Genomic DNA, 17,421 nt, shown 5'->3' on the forward strand with positions numbered 1-17,421 from the left:
TCGGACAGTGTCATGACATCCAGAGACAACCGCAGGCTCGATATGATCCTGGCGGCGGCGATTGTCGCTTTCATCGCCCTGCCTTGGTATCGAGTCCGCTCCGGATTTTTCAGCTTCGAATGGCTGAGTGATTTCGTCGTTTCAGACAGCCTGTGGCCGGGCATTGCCCAGCTCCTTACGGGCCGCTGGCAGCTCCTGCCGGTTTTTTTGATGCTTCTTGCAGCGCTCTATCTGCGTGTCACACGACACCCGGGGGATCGGGGACGCGCTCTGATCAATATCGGCGTTGCGGGACTTCTTTGGATGTTGGTCGAGGGCCTTTCGATCGGCATGCGTGGCTGGAACTGGAGCCTTCTGGAGGCCACCTTCGGGGAAATATCCGGACAGCCAGCCTTTGGGGCAGGTGCCGTGGTCATTGGCACCGTCTTTGCGCTGATGATTGCTTTCGGAGCCGCCGAGCGTGGCGCATTGAAGGGCGATGCCTTCGTACTCGCCTGCATTACGCTGCTGGTGCTGCTTGTCGCGGTCTTTGTCTTTTACCCGCTGGTATCCATGTTCACCGGCGCCTTTCAGGAATTCGATGGCTCATTCACGACGGAGGGCGTGCGCAGGAACATCATTGACCCAAAGATCTGGTCACTTGCCTGTCTTGCAGGCGGCAATTGCGGCGTTGCCTGGCGCACCTTCTTTCTGGCCGTCTGTACAGCGACAGGGACGACGCTGCTGGGGCTGGTCTTCGCGCTCGTGGCGACCAGAACAGGGTTTCGCTTCAAGAAATCGCTGCGGCTGCTGACGGTGTTGCCGATTATCACGCCGCCCTTCGTCGTCGGCCTTGCGCTGACCATGCTGCTGGGTCGCTCCGGCACATTGACCAATGTGATCGAAGCCGCGACGGGTCTGGAGCTGGGGCGCTGGCTCTATGGGCTGACAGGAATCTGGATTGCCCAGATGCTCAGCTTCACGCCGATTTCCTTCCTTGTTCTGATCGGCGTGGTCGATGGGATCAGCCCATCCATGGAAGAGGCAAGCCAGACGCTGCGCTCGGACCGCTGGCGCACTTTTCGCAAGGTTACGCTGCCGCTGATGGCGCCCGGGCTGGCCAATGCGTTCCTGATCGGTTTCATCGAATCCATGGCTGACTTCGGCAACCCTTTGGTCCTCGGCGGCTCGGGTGGCGTTCTGTCGACAGAGATATTCTTTGCTGTCGTCGGTGCGCAGAATGACCCTGCGCGCGCGGCAGTACTCGCCACAGTCCTGCTGGTGTTCACGCTTTCGGCCTTCCTTGCTCAGCGCCTGTGGCTTTCCGGCAAGAATTACTCGACCGTGACGGGGAAAGGGGATGGCGGACGGCATATACAGCTGCCGCATCGCGTAGCCATCCCGGTGATAACCGTAGCTGTCATCTGGGCCGTGTTCACCATCACGGTCTATGCGATGATCCTCTTCGGCGGCTTCGTTAGCATCTGGGGGCTTGATCACTCGCTGACGCTTGCGCACTACACGAGGGCGTTCGGTATCAGCTGGGAAAACGGCATCCGCTGGACAGGCGTTGCCTGGGACAGCTTCTGGACCACAATGGAAATCGCTCTGATCGCCGCGCCGTTGACCGCCGCCGTCGGACTTCTGACGGCCTGGCTGATTGTTCGGCAGAGATTTCCGGGGCGCTCTGTCTTCGAATTTGCTCTGATGATGAGCTTTGCCATTCCCGGCACAGTCATCGGCATCAGCTACATCATGGCATTCAACCTTCCGCCTCTGCAGATGACCGGTACGGCGGTAATCCTGATTGCCTGCTTTGTCTTCCGTAACATGCCGGTCGGCGTGCGGGGAGGGGTGGCGGCCATGTCACAGCTGGACGGATCGCTTGACGAGGCTTCTCTGACACTCGGGGCAAGCTCGGGCCGCACGATGCGCAAGGTCATCCTGCCGCTCATGCGCCCGGCCATCCTGGCAGCATTGGTCTACAGCTTCGTTCGCGCAATCACCTCGATTTCAGCTGTGATCTTTTTGGTCAGCGCGAAATACAACATGGCGACCGCCTACATCGTTGGCCTGGTCGAGAACGGGGAATACGGCATTGCCATCGCCTATTCCTCGGTTCTGATCCTGGTGATGATCACGGTCATTGGCGGCTTTCAGCTTCTGGTTGGCGAACGTCGCATTCGCCGAAGAGAAGAGAAGGACGCCGCAGCCCCCATCAAGAAGGAAGCACTCGGATGACACATACAAAAGGTGCCGTGGCGTTTCGCAATGTGCGGAAGAGCTTCGGCCATTTCACCGCCATTCCGGACCTCTCGCTCGACATTGAGCCAGGCCAGCTTGTCACGCTGCTCGGACCCTCTGGATGCGGCAAGACGACAACGCTCCGCATGCTGGCGGGTCTGGAAAGCCCTACCGAAGGCCAGATCATGATCGGCGGCGAGGATGTCACCCGCCTGCCTGCCGACAGGCGCGACGTATCGATGGTGTTCCAGAGCTATGCGCTTTTTCCGCATATGCGCGTTGGCCAGAATGTAGCCTACGGCCTTGAAGCGAGCGGTATCAAATCAGGTGAGGCGCGCAAGCGCGCCGAGGAGGCGCTCGAAGTCGTTGGGCTCTCCGGTCTGTCAGGGCGCCTGCCGGCAGAGCTTTCCGGCGGCCAGCAGCAGCGCGTCGCCGTGGCGCGCGCACTCGTTCTAGAGCCACAGGTCCTGCTGCTCGACGAACCGCTTTCGAATCTCGATGCCCGACTGCGTCGCCAGGTGCGCACGGATATCCGCACGCTGCAGCAGCGCCTTCGTTTCACGGCTGTTTACGTCACGCATGATCAGGAAGAAGCGCTCGCTGTCTCCGATACCATCGTTGTCATGAAGGATGGGAAGGTCGCTCAGATTGGGTCACCGCGCGAGCTTTATGAAGCGCCAGCTTCCGAGTTCATTGCCGACTTCATCGGAGAGGCCAATGTTGTGGATGGGCATATTCGGTCCATCGAAGGCGATATTGCGAAGGTCGAAGTGGGCGGGGTAACCATCGCGCTGCCGTCGCGCGGCACTAAACCGGGCCCGGCACGGCTGTCGCTCCATGCCAATGCCATGAAGGTCAGATCCGAAGGGCAGGGGGTTCCGGGCACAATCGCCTCCTCGGCTTATCTCGGTGATCACGTCGAGTACGAGATCGATGGTCCGCTTGGACGCATATTCGTGGTCGATGACGAAAGCGAAGTGCCGTTGCCGGCCGGTTCAAACGTCCGACTTGAAGTTCGCCCGAGGGGCGTCGCGCTTATTCCGCAGGAGAATGCATGACCGGAACAATCATGACTGAGAGCAGGCTCGATACGGCAACGGAGCTTGCCAGGCGCGCCGGCAAGCTGGCTCTTGCCTATTTCGAGAACCGCGAGGAACTACTGGTGCGGCAAAAACGCCATGTGACCGATCTGGTGTCCCAGGCGGATCTCGAAGTCGAAACGCTTATCCGGGACGGGCTTAACAGATCATTCCCGCTTGACGCGCAACTCGGCGAAGAACACGGCTTGAGCGAAGGCAGTTCCGGCGTGACCTGGGTAATTGATCCGATTGACGGCACGGCTCCCTACCTAAACGGCCTGCCAGGCTGGTGTGTGTCGATCGGCGCCTGTGACGAGGACGGCCCGATCCTCGGCGTGATCTATGTACCGGTCCTGAATGAGCTATTCATCGCGGCGCGAGGGCAAGGGGCTACGTTGAACGGCAAGCCCGTCCGCGCTCTGGACGGGGATCTCAGGTCCGGCCTGTTGGGTGTCGGTGCCAATGACCGCGTCTCCAGCGAGCGTGTCGGGCGCATGCTGGCCGAGCTGTCAGAGGCCGGGGCAGGGTGGGTCCGATACGGGTCGGGCGCCTTGATGCTGGCCTGGGTCGCCGCCGGTCGCCTCACCGGATACGTTGAACCGCGGATGAGCGCATGGGATTGCCTCGCAGGCTACTGCTTGATCCAGGAAGCTGGCGGGCGTGTGCTTGCCTTTCCGAACGGTCCCGGGCTGACCGCGCCAGCGCCAGTTCTAGGCGCGTGCGCGGGCGCATACGCGGAACTTGCCAGTATATGCGGGTTTGGCCAGTCGCCTGAATGGTAGCCCGCAGCTCTTCCCTTAACCAGATCGTGTCCCATGACGTGGTGTAGCTTAGACGACCACGGCTCATCCCAGAGGGGCGGATGAGTGTCAGCTTGCTGCTGGCAGGCTGATGAGCGGATCATCGCTCATCGTGGCGATTGTCTCAAGTGTCATGTAGCGGGACCTCTGGACGGCCCATTCGTCGTTTTGCTCCAGGAGCAAGGCACCGACCAGTCTGACGATGGCGTCGTCGTTGGGGAAGATGCCAACGACTTCAGTGCGTCGCTTGATCTCGCCGTTGAGACGCTCGATCGGATTTGTCGAATGAAGCTTTGCCCAGTGCTGCCTGGGAAAGGTCATGTAGGCGAGCACGTCCTGTTCGGCGTTGTCCATGAGCGTGGCGAGTTTCGGCACCTTCGGCCTGATCTGGTCAGCGACATTGCGCCACTGGGTGCTCGCCGCCTCCGGCGTGTCCTGTGCAAACGCGGTGGCGATGAAGGCGGAGACGACGCGCCGCCCGCTCTTTCCGGCATGAGCCAATGCGTTTCTCATGAAGTGGACCCTGCAGCGCTGCCAGGTGGCGCAAAGCACCTTCGTCACGGCGGCCTTGATCCCCTCATGGGCATCGGAGACGACGAGCTTGACGCCGCGCAGCCCGCGCCTGGTCAGCTTTCGCAGGAACTCGGTCCAGATCGGCTCGGCTTCTGATGTTCCGATCTCCATGCCGAGCACTTCGCGCCGGCCGTCGGTGTTCACGCCCACCGCGATGATGACGGCGACTGAGACGATGCGCCCGCCGCGTCGGACCTTCAGATAGGTGGCATCAATCCAGAGGTAGGGCCATTCTCCTTCGATGGGCCTGTCCAGAAAGGCCTTCACCTTGTCGTCTATTTCCTCGCAAAGTCGCGAGACCTGGCTCTTGGAGATGCCCGACATGCCCATGGCTTTGACGAGATCATCGACGGACCGGGTCGAAACGCCCTGGATATAGGCTTCCTGGATGACCGCCGTCAGAGCCTTCTCCGCCATCCGGCGTGGTTCGAGAAAGCTCGGAAAATAGCTGCCGGTGCGAAGCTTGGGGATGCGCAGCTCAACGGTGCCCGCTCGCGTTTCCCAGTCTCGATCGCGGTAGCCGTTGCGCTGGGCAAGCCGGAACGTGGTCTTCTCGCCGTATCCAGCGCCTGTCTTCGCGCTCACCTCCAGCGCCATCAGTTTCTCGGCTGCAAAGCCGATCATCTCACGCAGCAAATCGGCATCAGCGCTCTTCTCAACAGCCAAGCGCAGGTTCATCATGTCGTCGGTCATCGGTGGTGTCCTTAAGGTTGGTTCTAAGCAACCCGACCCTACCGGAAATCACCGATGGCTATGAAATCCAGCTACACCACGTCATGGGACACGATCCTTAACCACGGATGTGAGTTGGCCTGAACGGTACAGCGTGTGCGAACCGAACCGTGCGGTTGCCCTGGCAAAGGAAGCCCGCAAAAGGTTGCAATGATGTTCAGAATAGAGTTTGCAAATGGACGATAACTCATTGATTTGTTTGTGTCGGCTTTGACGCTCTTTTTTAGAAAATTGCCTTGCGATCAAGTGTATTGGCAAAACTACGAAATTTTGGGGGGCGGGAGTTCGAATCTTCCCGAGCGCGCCTTAAGGAATGGCCCGTGACGGATGCAATTTCTCCCAAGTTGCACCCGGCTTCGAACAGCATCGTCACGGTCGTTCCGCGTATGTCGTGAAAGTGAAGATCGTCAAGGCCTCATCAGGCCGATGGCTGCGGGACCGTGAATGTCAAAGTCGCCTGATGTTCTTCAGCGCGAACCCGCTTTCCGGGCCAGTTGGGATGCGGTCAAGCGGCACATTGAGGTTCTGTTCAGGCACTTCGAATGACATCTCGTGTGTCATCAGGCGTGTTGCCTCGGCGACAAGTGCAACGGTCGCCTGCTCCCCCGGACAGCGGTGCGCGTTTGCCGCGTAGCGGGTTCGTGCATCGCCCGATCACGGCCATCACAGTTGCTTACGCAGACCGATAGCTTTCGAAAAATCGGCGGACTGATCTGAGTGTCCGGAGTTAGGCCGTAAATACGCCGCCCATGCCGACGAAGGGTTCGGCGTAGCCGCGGCCCGACTTGGCCGGCCACGGCGGAAAATATCTCGAGGACGCTTGCAAAAGGAACAAAAACAGAACATAATAAAAACATAAAGCGAAACGGAGGCGAAAATGACAGAAATTTTGCGCGATGTGGCGGCATTCTTCTCGATCACGCTGTTCCTGACCAGCATGGCGCTGATCGTCAGCTCAATGTAGATACGCCCGCCACCTCACAGCGGTGCGAGCTTTCTGTGCATATGTTTTGTTGGCGTTGCGCGGGCCGGGCCGGCCTGCGAGGATCAGGATCCATGGTAAGGCACGACGGAGCAGGCAATGGCAGATGTGATCGGACACGGCGGCGATGACCGGTCGGGCGGGGCAGCGGTTCGATTCGTTCACCTGAGAACCCACTCGGCCTATTCCCTTCTTGAGGGAGCCTTGCCGCTCAAGAAAATCCTGAAGCTTGCCCTTGATGACCGGCAGCCGGCAGTCGCCGTCACCGACACGAACAATCTGTTCGGCGCGCTCGAATTTTCGCAGAAGGCGATCGGGGAGGGGCTGCAGCCGATTATCGGCTGTCAGCTGTCGATCGACATGGAAGACGGCGGCGAGGGCGATCGGCGCGGCGGGTCCCACCTCCCGGCAAAATTGCCGGCGATCGTTGTTCTCGTGGCCAATGAAACGGGCTATGCGAACCTCATGCACCTCGTCAGCGAGGCCTATCTTGGCGGCGAGGCGCATGACAGCATCTATATCCGGAAGTCCTGGCTGGAAGGCCGGGCGGACGGTCTGATCGCTCTGACCGGTGGGCCGGGCGGTCCGATCGACCAAGCGCTCGCCTCGGGTTTCGAGGCCAAGGCGCGCGAGCGTCTGGAAGCGCTCAAGACGCTTTTCGGCGACCGGTTGTATGTCGAATTGCAGCGTCAGGGTGCTTTTGATCTCCAGCGCGAACGCCATGTGATCAATCTGGCCTATGAGCTTGAACTTCCGCTGGTGGCAACCAATGAGCCTTTTTTCCCGGCGCGCGAGGATTTCGAGGCGCATGACGCGCTGATGGCCGTCGCGCATAATGCCATTGTCTCCGACGACCGGCGTTTTAGGCTGACGCCGGACCACTTCATGAAAACGCAGGCGGAAATGGCGGAACTGTTTTCCGACCTTCCCGAGGCGCTCGACAATACGGTCGAGATCGCACGGCGCTGCGGCTTCATCCTGCAGACGCGCAGTCCGATCCTGCCGCGCTTCACCGGCGCTTCCGACGATCCGGAGGAGGCCGAGCGGGCCGAGGCGCTCGAGTTGCGTCGACAGGCCGTCGAGGGGCTCGAGGCGCGGCTCTCCCATGTGGGGCTGAGCGAGGGGCACAGTCGCCAGGATTATGTCGAGCGGCTCGACTATGAACTGGGCATCATCGAGAGCATGAAGTTTCCCGGCTACTTCCTGATCGTTGCCGACTTCATCAAATGGGCCAAGGAACATGATATTCCCGTCGGTCCGGGCCGCGGCTCGGGCGCGGGCTCGCTTGTCGCCTATGCGTTGACGATTACCGATGTCGACCCGCTGCGCTTCTCGCTTCTGTTCGAACGCTTTCTCAACCCCGAGCGCGTGTCGATGCCGGACTTCGATATCGATTTCTGTCAGGACCGGCGCGAGGAGGTGATCCGCTACGTTCAGCAGAAATACGGACGCGCCCAGGTGGCGCAGATCATCACTTTCGGGTCGCTGCAGGCGCGTGCCGCCCTGCGCGATGTCGGCCGCGTACTGGAAATGCCTTACGGGCAGGTCGACCGGATCAGCAAGCTCGTGCCCAACAATCCGGCCAATCCGGTCACGCTTGCCAAGGCGATCGAGGACGAGCCGAAATTCCAGGAGGCCGCCGAAGAAGAGCCGATCGTCGGGCGTCTGCTGGCGATCGCGCAGAAGATCGAGGGGCTCTACCGGCATGCCTCGACCCATGCCGCCGGGATCGTGATCGGCGACCGGCCGCTTTCGCGACTGGTGCCGATGTATCGCGATCCGCGCTCGGACATGCCGGTCACGCAGTTCAACATGAAATGGGTGGAGCAGGCCGGTCTCGTGAAGTTCGACTTTCTCGGGTTGAAGACGCTGACGGTGTTGAAGACGGCGGTCGACTTCATCGCTCGGCGCGACATCAAGGTCGACCTGTCGCTGGTTCCGCTCGATGATCACGACACCTATGACATGCTGGCCCGCGGCGAGACAGTCGGCGTGTTCCAGGTGGAAAGCGCCGGCATGCGCAAGGCGCTGATCGGGATGAGGCCGGACCGCATCGAGGACCTGATCGCCCTTGTCGCGCTTTATCGGCCGGGGCCGATGGAAAACATCCCCGTCTATAATGCGCGCAAGCACGGCGAGGAGGAGATCGAGTCGGTGCATCCGATGATCGATCATCTTCTCGCCGAGACCCAGGGCGTTATCATCTACCAGGAACAGGTGATGCAGGTGGCGCAGGTGCTTTCGGGCTATTCGCTCGGTGAGGCCGACCTTCTGCGCCGCGCGATGGGCAAGAAGATCAAGGAGCAGATGGACAAGCAGCGCGTCCGTTTCGTCGAGGGCGCGGTCGAAAAGGGCGTCAAGAAGCAGCGCGCGGACGAGATCTTCGATCTTCTGGCGAAATTCGCCAATTACGGCTTCAACAAGTCGCATGCCGCGGCCTACGCCATCGTCTCTTATCATACTGCCTTTCTGAAGGCGCATTATCCGGTGGAGTTCCTTGCCGCGTCGATGACGCTCGACATGGCCAATACCGAAAAGCTGAACGATTTTCGGCACGACGCCCGAAGGCTCGGCATCGAGGTGGTGGCGCCGTCGATCCAGACGAGCCACCGGCATTTCGAGCCGGGCGAGGACCGGATCTACTATGCGCTTGCCGCCATCAAGGGCGTCGGCGATGCGGCCGTCGATCATATCGTCGCGGCGCGCGGCGAGAGGCCCTTTGTCGATCTTGAGGATTTCTGCCAGCGCATTGACCCCAAGCTCGTCAACCGCCGGGTTCTGGAGAGCCTGATCTGCGCCGGCGCGTTTGATTGTTTCGGCCATGACCGCGCGGCGCTTCTGGCCGGACTCGATCGCATCATCGGCCTTGCCCAGCGAACCCAGGAGGATCGCGCCAGCGGCCAGGCCGATATCTTCGGAAGCGCCGGCCAGGTCTCCAAGATCGTGCTCCCGGACTATACGCCGCTTTCCGACTCCGAACGGCTGATGCGCGAGTACCAGATGCTCGGCTTCTATCAGACGGCCCATCCGCTCGATGCCTATGCCGATATTCTGGCGAAGATGCGCGTTCAGGCTTTCTCGGCCTTCCAGCTTTCGGTGAAGAACGGTTCGGACCGCGGCCGGCTCGCGGGCACCGTGGTGGCCAAGCAGGAACGCAAGACCCGGACCGGCAACCGCATGGGCATCGTTACCTTTTCAGATGCCACCGGCCAGTTCGAGGCGGTGCTGTTTTCGGAGATGCTCTATCAGTACCGTGATCTGCTGGAACCCGGCACATCGGTCGTCATCACCGTTTCCGCCGAAATGCGGCCGGAAGGGATCGGCATGCGCATCCAGACGGTCCAGTCGCTCGAGGAGGAGGCGGTGCGCCAGCAAAGCGCGATGCGGATATTCCTGCGCGACGATTCGCCGATCGCCTCGCTCGCGCGCCACCTGAATGAGAATGGCGAGGGCCTGGTGTCGTTTGTCGTCATCCAGGATCACGGTCTTCGCGAGATCGAGGTCGAGTTGCCGGGCAAGTATCGCCTGTCGCCCGAGGTGGCCTCGGCCATGCGGGCCGTCGCCGGCGTCGTGGACGTGGAACTGGTCTGAAGCCTTAAGCCGGGGCGGCGGCCCCGGAAACTGGCAAGGGCGGACCGTTTGATGATGGCGCCGGGGGACGCGGCGCATTGGCTTTACGGGTCTCGTTCATCCGTGCGGCAGACGGCATGCACGGTGATTCCCGTCGAAATCGCGTGCGGACGGCAGGCTGTTGCGGGCGAATGGCGTGTTGCGACGGACGGATTTTCGCCTGGAAAGGCCTTCTTCAGGCAGATTCGTTCGTTCCCGACTGCGATCCGACGCCTGTTTCGCTCTTGTTTTCTTTACCTTTTGTAAAGATTTGCCGCTCCGGAGGGGGTACTTGTTGCCAATCCGCAACAGCAAGCAGGTAAGGACGGCCTGAAGACGACAAACCGGATGATTGGTGATTGCGATCGTGACGCGGTCTTGTATGTTCAACCTCGGAAGTGAGGGCGAGACGGCCCGGTCTTCTTGAAACCAGGGGATGGGGCAGGGAACGCCTCGGCGAAAATCCCAGACCCGCTTTAAACCTTATTTGGAGGTCATTATGAACGTGAAGAGCCTTCTCCTCGGCTCCGCTGCAGCAGTTGCAGCAGCTTCCGGCGCTCAGGCTGCCGACCCGGTTGTGGTCATCGAGCCTGTAGCTGCCAACTATGTTGAAGTCTGCGACACCTTCGGTGCCGGCTACTTCTACATCCCGGGCACCGAAACCTGCCTCGATATCGGCGGTTACGTCCGTTTCCAGGTTAGCGCCCTGAGCAAGACGACCCCGCAGTGGGCCGCTGGTCAGCCGAGCACCTGGGACGTTTTCACCAAGGCTCAGATTGACATCGCCAGCAAGACGGAAACCGAACTCGGTGTCCTGACCGGCGTCATCAAGATGAACGCTGAAGCGCACAGCGCCGGCGGTTCGGGCACGACCTTCGGTCTCGACCAGACCTATCTCGCTCTCGGCGGCTTCCAGGCCGGTTATTTCCAGAGCTACTGGGATGAAGGTCTTGTCGGCGAAATCGACGACCTGTCGGGCAACACCAAGTTCAACTCGATGCGTTACGTCTTCACGGGCGACGGCTTCGTAGCCGGTCTCTCGCTTGACGCTCTGACCGCTTCGCAGGTTGGCTACACCGGCGACCCTGACCTGGCTCGCCTCGGCGTTTCCGGTCGCGTTGGCTTCCAGGCCGGCGGCATTGGCTTCAAGGTTGACGGTGGCTACGACACCTTCAACGAAGACGGTTCGGTTCGTGCGATGACGAGCCTTGCTCTCGGCCCGGGTCAGCTTGACCTCGGTGCTTCGTGGGCTTCGGGCTGGAACGCCTATGCCAACACCTTCGATGACTGGTTCGACAGCTATCCCTTTGCTGGCGCTCCGGCTCCGAACTCGATCTACGCCGAATGGCAGCTGGCTGCCGGTTACGCTCTTGACGTCACCGACAAGTTCACCATCACGCCGGCTATCCAGTGGACCTCGGTCAACATCCCGACGGCTTCGAACAAGAGCTTCTACACCTTCGGCGCTCTGTTCGACTACGAGATTGTTGACGGCCTGTCCGCCAAGGTCAACTTCGACTATGCCGACCTGCCGGACTCCTACTTCAAGGACGACACTTGGGGTGGTTGGTTCCGTCTGCAGCGCGACTTCTAAGAAGCGCTCAGGTCTAGTTTTGAGAAACCCGGTCCTTGCGGCCGGGTTTTTCTGTTTTCGGATTGCGCATGGGCAGGGCGCAACCTGCACGACGGCCCTTCTTTCCGGCAATGGCAGCCTTGCGCATCCGGACGCGCCGAATGCGTGGCCGGCATCGCTGCCCGGAGGCGGCGCGCCCGGGCTATTCCGCTTCTCTATGTTCGCGCGCGTGAGGGGGGGGGCTGGTGCGGACGGCGGGGCTCGAACCCGCATGACCAATCGGTCGAGGGATTTTAAGTCCCTTGCGTCTACCTGTTTCGCCACGTCCGCTTCGGCCAAGAGCTTTATTATGGCGATGGTCTTTAGGCAACACTTGATCGCGGTTCTTCCGGCGCGGCCAAAGGGCGTTCGCCGGTGATGCTGTCTTAACCTTGTTGCGGACAAGTGTTTGGTTTGGCCTCGTTTTCAGACTCAAACTTGCAAGTGTGTCGCTTGCGTCACAGTAATTCAGCAGAATTTCACATAAAAGCATTTGGCGGAAGGCCGTCCATTTCCCGCCACAAAGGAGGAGCATCAGAAGGGTCTGGTGCCGTTGTCGGCGAACCAGGGTTTTCGGTCCGGCCGTGGGTCGGCGCCGCCGGCGTTTTTGCCGGGCAGGTGTGTCCGGTCAGGTGTTTCGGTGAAGAAACGTTCAATGATGATGGATAAGACAGGTCACAGACAGATCGGCATTGTCGTGGTGATGGCAAGCCTGATGATCGGCTCCGGCGTCGGGCGACCTGCCCGGGCCTTCGATATTACCACGGACGTTCCGAAAGAATCCGGCCGGTTCGATCTCTTTCGTTTCGGTTTCAAGGCTTATCAGAACGGCGACAAGGAAAAGGCAGTCGAAGCCTATCGTTATGCCGCGGAAAAAGGGCATACCGGTTCGCGCTGGGCGCTCGCCAATATGTATGCCTATGGCGACGGCGTTCCAGAGAATGATTACGAGGCTTTCAAGGCTTATGCCGAGATCGTCAATCACGATGTCGAGCCGGGCTCTCCCGATACGGGGTTTTATGTGAACGCCCTGCTGGCGCTCGCAGGCTACTACCAGACGGGCATTGCCGGCACGCCGGTCGAAGTGGATCTGGTGCAGGCGCGTCAGCTCTATTTCCAGGCTGCGTCGGTATTCGGCAGTCCCGAGGCGCAGTTCCGCCTTGCCCGGATGATCCTGAACGGCGAGGGCGGCGCCAAGAATGTGCGCCTGGCCAAGAAATGGCTGAACCTCGCCCGCAAGAACGGCAATGTCGGCGCCATGGCGGTGTTCGGCGATCTCGTTTTCAACGAGGGGCAGCCGGTGCTCGGCCTTGCCTATCTGACCATGGCCGCGGATCGTTGCGCGCCCGGCGATTGCTCGTGGATCCGCGAGCTGCAGGAAAAGTGTTTCTCCGTTGTCGATGAGAACGACCGCCGCGGCGCCATCGCGCTTGCGCAAAATATGAGCACAAGCAACCCTTGATTGTTGTTTCCGTAAGCAGCCGCAACAGCGGCTGACCATCGATTTCGCGCATATCGTCCTTGCATGCGCTCGTCAGCGATCAAGATTTCTTGGGCAAGGTTCTGTCGGGCGCGGTCTACGGCCAGTCGCAATCAAAAACTGCTGTCACCGGCACGTGGTCGGACGGCTTCTCCCAGCCGCGCACTTTCTTGTCGATCACGGTCGAGCGCAGCCTGTCGGCGGCCTCGCAGGACAGCAGCATGTGATCGATGCGGATACCGTTGTTCTTCTGCCAGGCGCCCGCCTGATAGTCCCAGAAGCTGTACTGTCCGCCGGCATCGTCCGTGCTCGTCACCGCGTCGTAGAGGCCGAGGGCCAGAAGCGCGTTGAAGGCCTCGCGGGTGGCCGGCAGAAACAATGCATCATTCGCCCAGACGGCCGGGTCATGGCAGTCGCCGGGGCGGGGGATGACATTGTAATCGCCTGCGAGAATAAGCGGCTCCTCCAGCTTAAGCCTTTGTGAAATATGGCCTTTCAAGCGTTCCATCCAGGCGAGCTTGTAGGGGTACTTGTCGCTGTCGACCGGATTGCCGTTCGGCAGATAGATCGAGGCGACGCGCAAGACGCCGCCGGCGATGCTGAAAACGCCCTCGATGTAGCGCGACTGGATATCATCGTCGGCTCCCGGCAGGCCGCGATTGGTCTCGTCCGGAGCCGTCTTCGAAATCAGCGCGACGCCATTGAAGCCCTTCTGGCCATGGGTCTCGACATGATAACCGAGCGCCTCGATCGGCGCCCGGGGGAAGGCCTCGTCCTGCGACTTGATCTCCTGCAGACAGACAATGTCGGGCGCCTCCGTCTCAAGCCAGGCCAGCAGATTGTCCAGCCGCGCCTTGATGCCGTTGATGTTCCAGGTCGAGATCTTCATGGGGCCGCCTTTCGGTGCTTCGACCTCACCCTTATGCAGAGGACGCCCGCGATTTGCAAACGCCGCGTGCGGCCGCGGCGTGCAGAAGAAGGAATTGCAAGGCGACCGGGAAATGTGACAATTTCGTGGCACGGAAATTGCATCGCAAAAGTTGCTAGCAGCAGGGGACAACGCGCGGCTTCGGCCGCCTTTGAAAGAGAAATCATGAGCGAACAAAATCTGAGTGCGGAGCACCACCATATTATCTTCAAGCTCAACGACGTGCCTTCGCCGCACGCATCCTTCCTGGCGGCCTTCCAGCACATTCTCGCCAGCATCATCGGGATTGTCACGCCGACGCTGATCATTGGCGGAGCGCTGGGTCTCGGCGAAAACATGCCGTACCTTCTGGCCATGTCGATGTTTGTGTCCGGCGTCGCCACCTTCATCCAGTGCCGGCGCATCGGGCCGGTCGGCTCCGGGCTCCTGAGCGTGCAGGGAACGAGTTTCGCCTTTCTCGGGGTCATCCTCGCCGCGGGCTTCGCCGTCAAGGGCAGGGGCGGCACGCCCGAGGATATCCTGGCGATGATCTTCGGGCTCTGCCTCGTCGGCTGCGCGGTCGAGATCGTGCTGAGCCAGTTCATCACCCGGATGGGCCGCATCGTCACGCCAACAGTCACCGGCATCGTCATCACCGTCATCGGCCTGTCGCTGGTGAAATCGGGCTTCACCGATTTTGCGGGCGGCGCAGGGGCCGGCGATCAGCTTGGCGCCCCGGTCAACATCTTCCTCGGCCTTCTTGTCGTCGCCGTGATCATTTTCTTCTCCTTCTCGAAGGTCCCGATGGTGCGCATCGCGGCGATCATGCTCGGCCTCCTGGCCGGCTTCGTGGTTTCGATCTTCTTCGGCATGGTCGACTTTTCGCGGCTCGGCGCCCAGCCGCTGTTTGCCGTGCCGCAGCCGCTGCGCTACGGGCTGGATTTCGATCTCGGCCTGTTCATTCCGATCGCCTTCGTCTACCTGATCACGGCAATCGAGACGACGGGCGACCTGACGGCGAACTCGGTGATTTCGGGCGAGCCGGTGCAGGGCGACGTCTATCTCAGGCGGATCAAGGGCGGCGTTCTCGCCGACGGCATCAATTCCGGCATCGCGGCGCTGTTCTGCACCTTCCCGAACACGACCTTCAGCCAGAACAACGGCGTGATCCAGATGACGGGCGTGGCAAGCCGCCATGTCGGCTATTATATCGCCGGCATCCTGGTGGTCATGGGCTTCTTCCCGGTCATTGGCGGCGCCTTCCTGCTGGTGCCCAAGCCGGTGCTCGGCGGCGCCACCGTCGTGCTGTTCGGTTCGATCGCTGTCGCCGGCATCCGCATCCTCGCCTCCGAGCCGATCGACCACCGCAAGGTCTATATCATGGCGGTCTCCTTCGGCCTCGGCCTCGGCGTCACCCTCGTGCCGCAGTCGATGCAGCAGATGCCAGACATCATCCAGAAGGTGTTTGCGACGCCGATCACGCTCTCCGGCCTCTCGGCGATCCTGCTTTCGCTGGTCATTCCGGAGAATGCCGGCAAGGCCATCAAGGATTGACAGCCCGCCAAATGACAGAGGCCGCGCTTTCCGGCGCGGCCTCTGTCAATTCCCGGCATCGGTTCAGGCTGCGACCGGATCAGATCGCGAAACTGGTGCCGCAGCCGCAGCTTGCCACGGCATTTGGGTTCTGGATCTGAAAGGACTGGCCGAGCAGATTGTCGACGAAGTCGATCTCCGCACCGGCCATATAGACCAGCGAGATGCTGTCGATCAGCACGGTCGCGTCGTCCTTGGTGATCACCACGTCGTCTTCTTCCGGGCCTTCCACAAGGTCGAACTTGTAGGAAAAACCGGAACAGCCGCCGCCCTCCACGGAAACCCTGAGGGCGTGTTTGTCGTTATCGCTGCTGATGATCGATGCGATCCGCCGGGCGGCTGCATCGGAAAGCGTCACTGTCTGGGTATCCATCTCAATTCTCCGGCCGCGCGGCTTCCCGGGCCAAACTGCAATGCCCGGAGCCGCAAGGATTTCTTTTGCCACCGCGCCGGAAGCGGCGATGGCTTTCAATCATGTCCAATCTTAGTTAAGAACGCCGATGAAGGCCGTCAACGGTCAATTTGCATCCGGGTTCTCCGTGTTTCGCAAAAGCATGTCTCGCGCAACAGGATAGAAAATGACAATCGACAGATCGGCACTCGGCTTCGGCGACGTCGCGCTCGCGGTCTATGCCTGCGACCCCTGGACAAGCCGCGGCCGTCTCTTTCCCGAGACCGACAGCCTGACGCGTTCGCCCTTCCAGCGCGACAGGGACCGGATCATCCACACGACCGCGTTCAGGCGGCTGAAGCACAAGACCCAGGTCTTCATCGCCCAGGACGGCGATCACTACCGCACGCGACTGACGCACACGATCGAGGTTGCCCAGGTCGCCCGTTCGCTTGCCCGGGCGCTGAGGCTCGACGAGGACCTCGCCGAGGGCGTGGCGCTGGTGCATGATTTCGGTCATACGCCCTTCGGCCATACCGGCGAGGACGCGCTGCACGAAAAGATGGCGGATTACGGCGGGTTCGATCACAACGCCCAGTCGCTCAGGATCGTCGCAAGCCTGGAGCGCCGCTATGCCGATTTCGACGGCATCAACCTCACCTGGGAAGCGCTCGAAGGCCTGGTGAAGCACAACGGGCCGCTTCAGACGCCGGGCGGCGAGGGGCTCGACGGCCCCGTTCCGCAGCCGATCGTCGATTACAGCCGGCGTCATGACCTCTGGCTTTCCACGCATGCAAGCCTCGAGGCGCAGGTCGCCGCGATCGCCGATGATATCGCCTACAACACGCACGACATCGATGACGGCTTGCGCTCGGGCTATCTGACCTACGAGATGCTGGAGGAGGTGCCGTTCCTCGCCGGCCTGATGCGCGAGGTGCGTGATCGCTATCCCAAGCTCGAGGATGCCCGCTTCACCAACGAGATCATGCGCCGCCAGATCACGGCCATGGTCGAGGATGTGATCGGCGTGACCCAGGCCAACCTGCGTGAGGCGCGGCCCGGAAGCGCCGACGATGTCCGGCTTTCGGGGCGCACGCTTGCGACCTTCTCGCCGGAGATGGCCGAAATCGACCGGCAGATCAAGAAGCTGCTCTTCGGCCATATCTATCGCCATCCGGATATCATGAGGATCCGCGCCGGCGCGGCACAGATCGTCAGCGCGCTGTTCGATGCCTATTTCGCCGATCCGGAACTGATGGGATCGCATCCCTGGACCGAGGGCGTCGAGGCGCTGACGCCGGCGCAGCGGGCGCGCCATGTGGCGGACTATCTGGCCGGAATGACCGATACCTATGCCGAGAAGACACATCGGCAGCTGTTTGACCATACCCCCGATTTGCGCTAGAGCCGCCGCTGAAAGCGCCTTTCGCCGCCGGACGG

At 61.0% G+C, this 17,421-nt stretch carries 11 protein-coding genes and 1 tRNA gene; 8 read left to right on the plus strand and 4 right to left on the minus strand.

Annotation, left to right across the window (positions count from 1 at the left end; genetic code table 11):
- Window positions 1–12 precede the first annotated feature (12 nt).
- From AZF01_RS06595 to AZF01_RS06605, 3 genes are read left to right on the plus strand one after another with little or no spacing between them, the layout of a single operon-like run.
- Entirely contained in the window at window positions 13–2,220 is a 2,208-nt protein-coding gene (locus AZF01_RS06595; protein WP_024709281.1) for an iron ABC transporter permease, read from the plus strand.
- On the plus strand, window positions 2,217–3,281 hold the full coding sequence (locus AZF01_RS06600; RefSeq protein WP_024709282.1) for an ABC transporter ATP-binding protein: 1,065 nt from the start codon (window positions 2,217–2,219) through the stop codon (window positions 3,279–3,281). The genes AZF01_RS06595 and AZF01_RS06600 overlap by 4 nt, the downstream gene beginning before the upstream one ends.
- Entirely contained in the window at window positions 3,278–4,084 is an 807-nt protein-coding gene (locus AZF01_RS06605) for an inositol monophosphatase (RefSeq protein ID WP_024709283.1), read from the plus strand. Before AZF01_RS06600 ends, AZF01_RS06605 begins: the two co-directional genes overlap by 4 nt.
- 87 nt (window positions 4,085–4,171) lie before the next feature.
- Here the strand turns inward: AZF01_RS06605 and AZF01_RS06610 are convergent, their stop codons facing one another.
- On the minus strand, window positions 4,172–5,368 hold the full coding sequence (locus tag AZF01_RS06610) for an IS256 family transposase (protein ID WP_061449647.1): 1,197 nt from the start codon (window positions 5,366–5,368) through the stop codon (window positions 4,172–4,174).
- Between the two features lie 1,120 nt (window positions 5,369–6,488).
- Here AZF01_RS06610 and dnaE point away from each other — a divergent pair.
- On the plus strand, window positions 6,489–9,980 hold the full coding sequence (dnaE, locus tag AZF01_RS06615) for a DNA polymerase III subunit alpha (RefSeq protein ID WP_036237869.1): 3,492 nt from the start codon (window positions 6,489–6,491) through the stop codon (window positions 9,978–9,980).
- 517 nt (window positions 9,981–10,497) lie between these two features.
- Window positions 10,498–11,592, plus strand: coding sequence for a porin (locus AZF01_RS06620; protein ID WP_024709294.1), 1,095 nt, complete (start codon window positions 10,498–10,500; stop codon window positions 11,590–11,592).
- Window positions 11,593–11,814: 222 nt separating this feature from the next.
- Here the strand turns inward: AZF01_RS06620 and AZF01_RS06625 are convergent.
- Window positions 11,815–11,901 (minus strand) — tRNA-Leu (locus tag AZF01_RS06625).
- Window positions 11,902–12,313: 412 nt separating this feature from the next.
- Between AZF01_RS06625 and AZF01_RS06630 the strand changes: the two genes are divergently transcribed.
- A complete protein-coding gene (locus tag AZF01_RS06630) occupies window positions 12,314–13,072 on the plus strand; it encodes a tetratricopeptide repeat protein (RefSeq protein WP_197489653.1) in 759 nt (252 codons plus the stop codon).
- 115 nt (window positions 13,073–13,187) lie between these two features.
- Here the strand turns inward: AZF01_RS06630 and xth are convergent, their stop codons facing one another.
- A complete protein-coding gene (xth, locus tag AZF01_RS06635; protein ID WP_024709296.1) occupies window positions 13,188–13,979 on the minus strand; it encodes an exodeoxyribonuclease III in 792 nt (263 codons plus the stop codon).
- Between the two features lie 204 nt (window positions 13,980–14,183).
- Between xth and AZF01_RS06640 the strand changes: the two genes are divergently transcribed.
- Window positions 14,184–15,551: a uracil-xanthine permease family protein gene (locus tag AZF01_RS06640; RefSeq protein ID WP_024709297.1), complete on the plus strand. Its 1,368-nt coding sequence runs from the start codon at window positions 14,184–14,186 to the stop codon at window positions 15,549–15,551.
- Between the two features lie 79 nt (window positions 15,552–15,630).
- Here AZF01_RS06640 and erpA read toward each other — a convergent pair whose 3' ends face one another.
- Entirely contained in the window at window positions 15,631–15,963 is a 333-nt protein-coding gene (gene erpA, locus AZF01_RS06645) for an iron-sulfur cluster insertion protein ErpA (RefSeq protein WP_024709298.1), read from the minus strand.
- A 205-nt stretch (window positions 15,964–16,168) separates the two neighbouring features.
- Here erpA and AZF01_RS06650 point away from each other — a divergent pair, with 205 nt between their 5' ends.
- Window positions 16,169–17,386, plus strand: coding sequence for a deoxyguanosinetriphosphate triphosphohydrolase (locus tag AZF01_RS06650; RefSeq protein WP_024709299.1), 1,218 nt, complete (start codon window positions 16,169–16,171; stop codon window positions 17,384–17,386).
- Window positions 17,387–17,421: the final 35 nt, after the last annotated feature.

This window comes from Martelella sp. AD-3, from assembly GCF_001578105.1.
GTDB lineage: Bacteria > Pseudomonadota > Alphaproteobacteria > Rhizobiales > Rhizobiaceae > Martelella.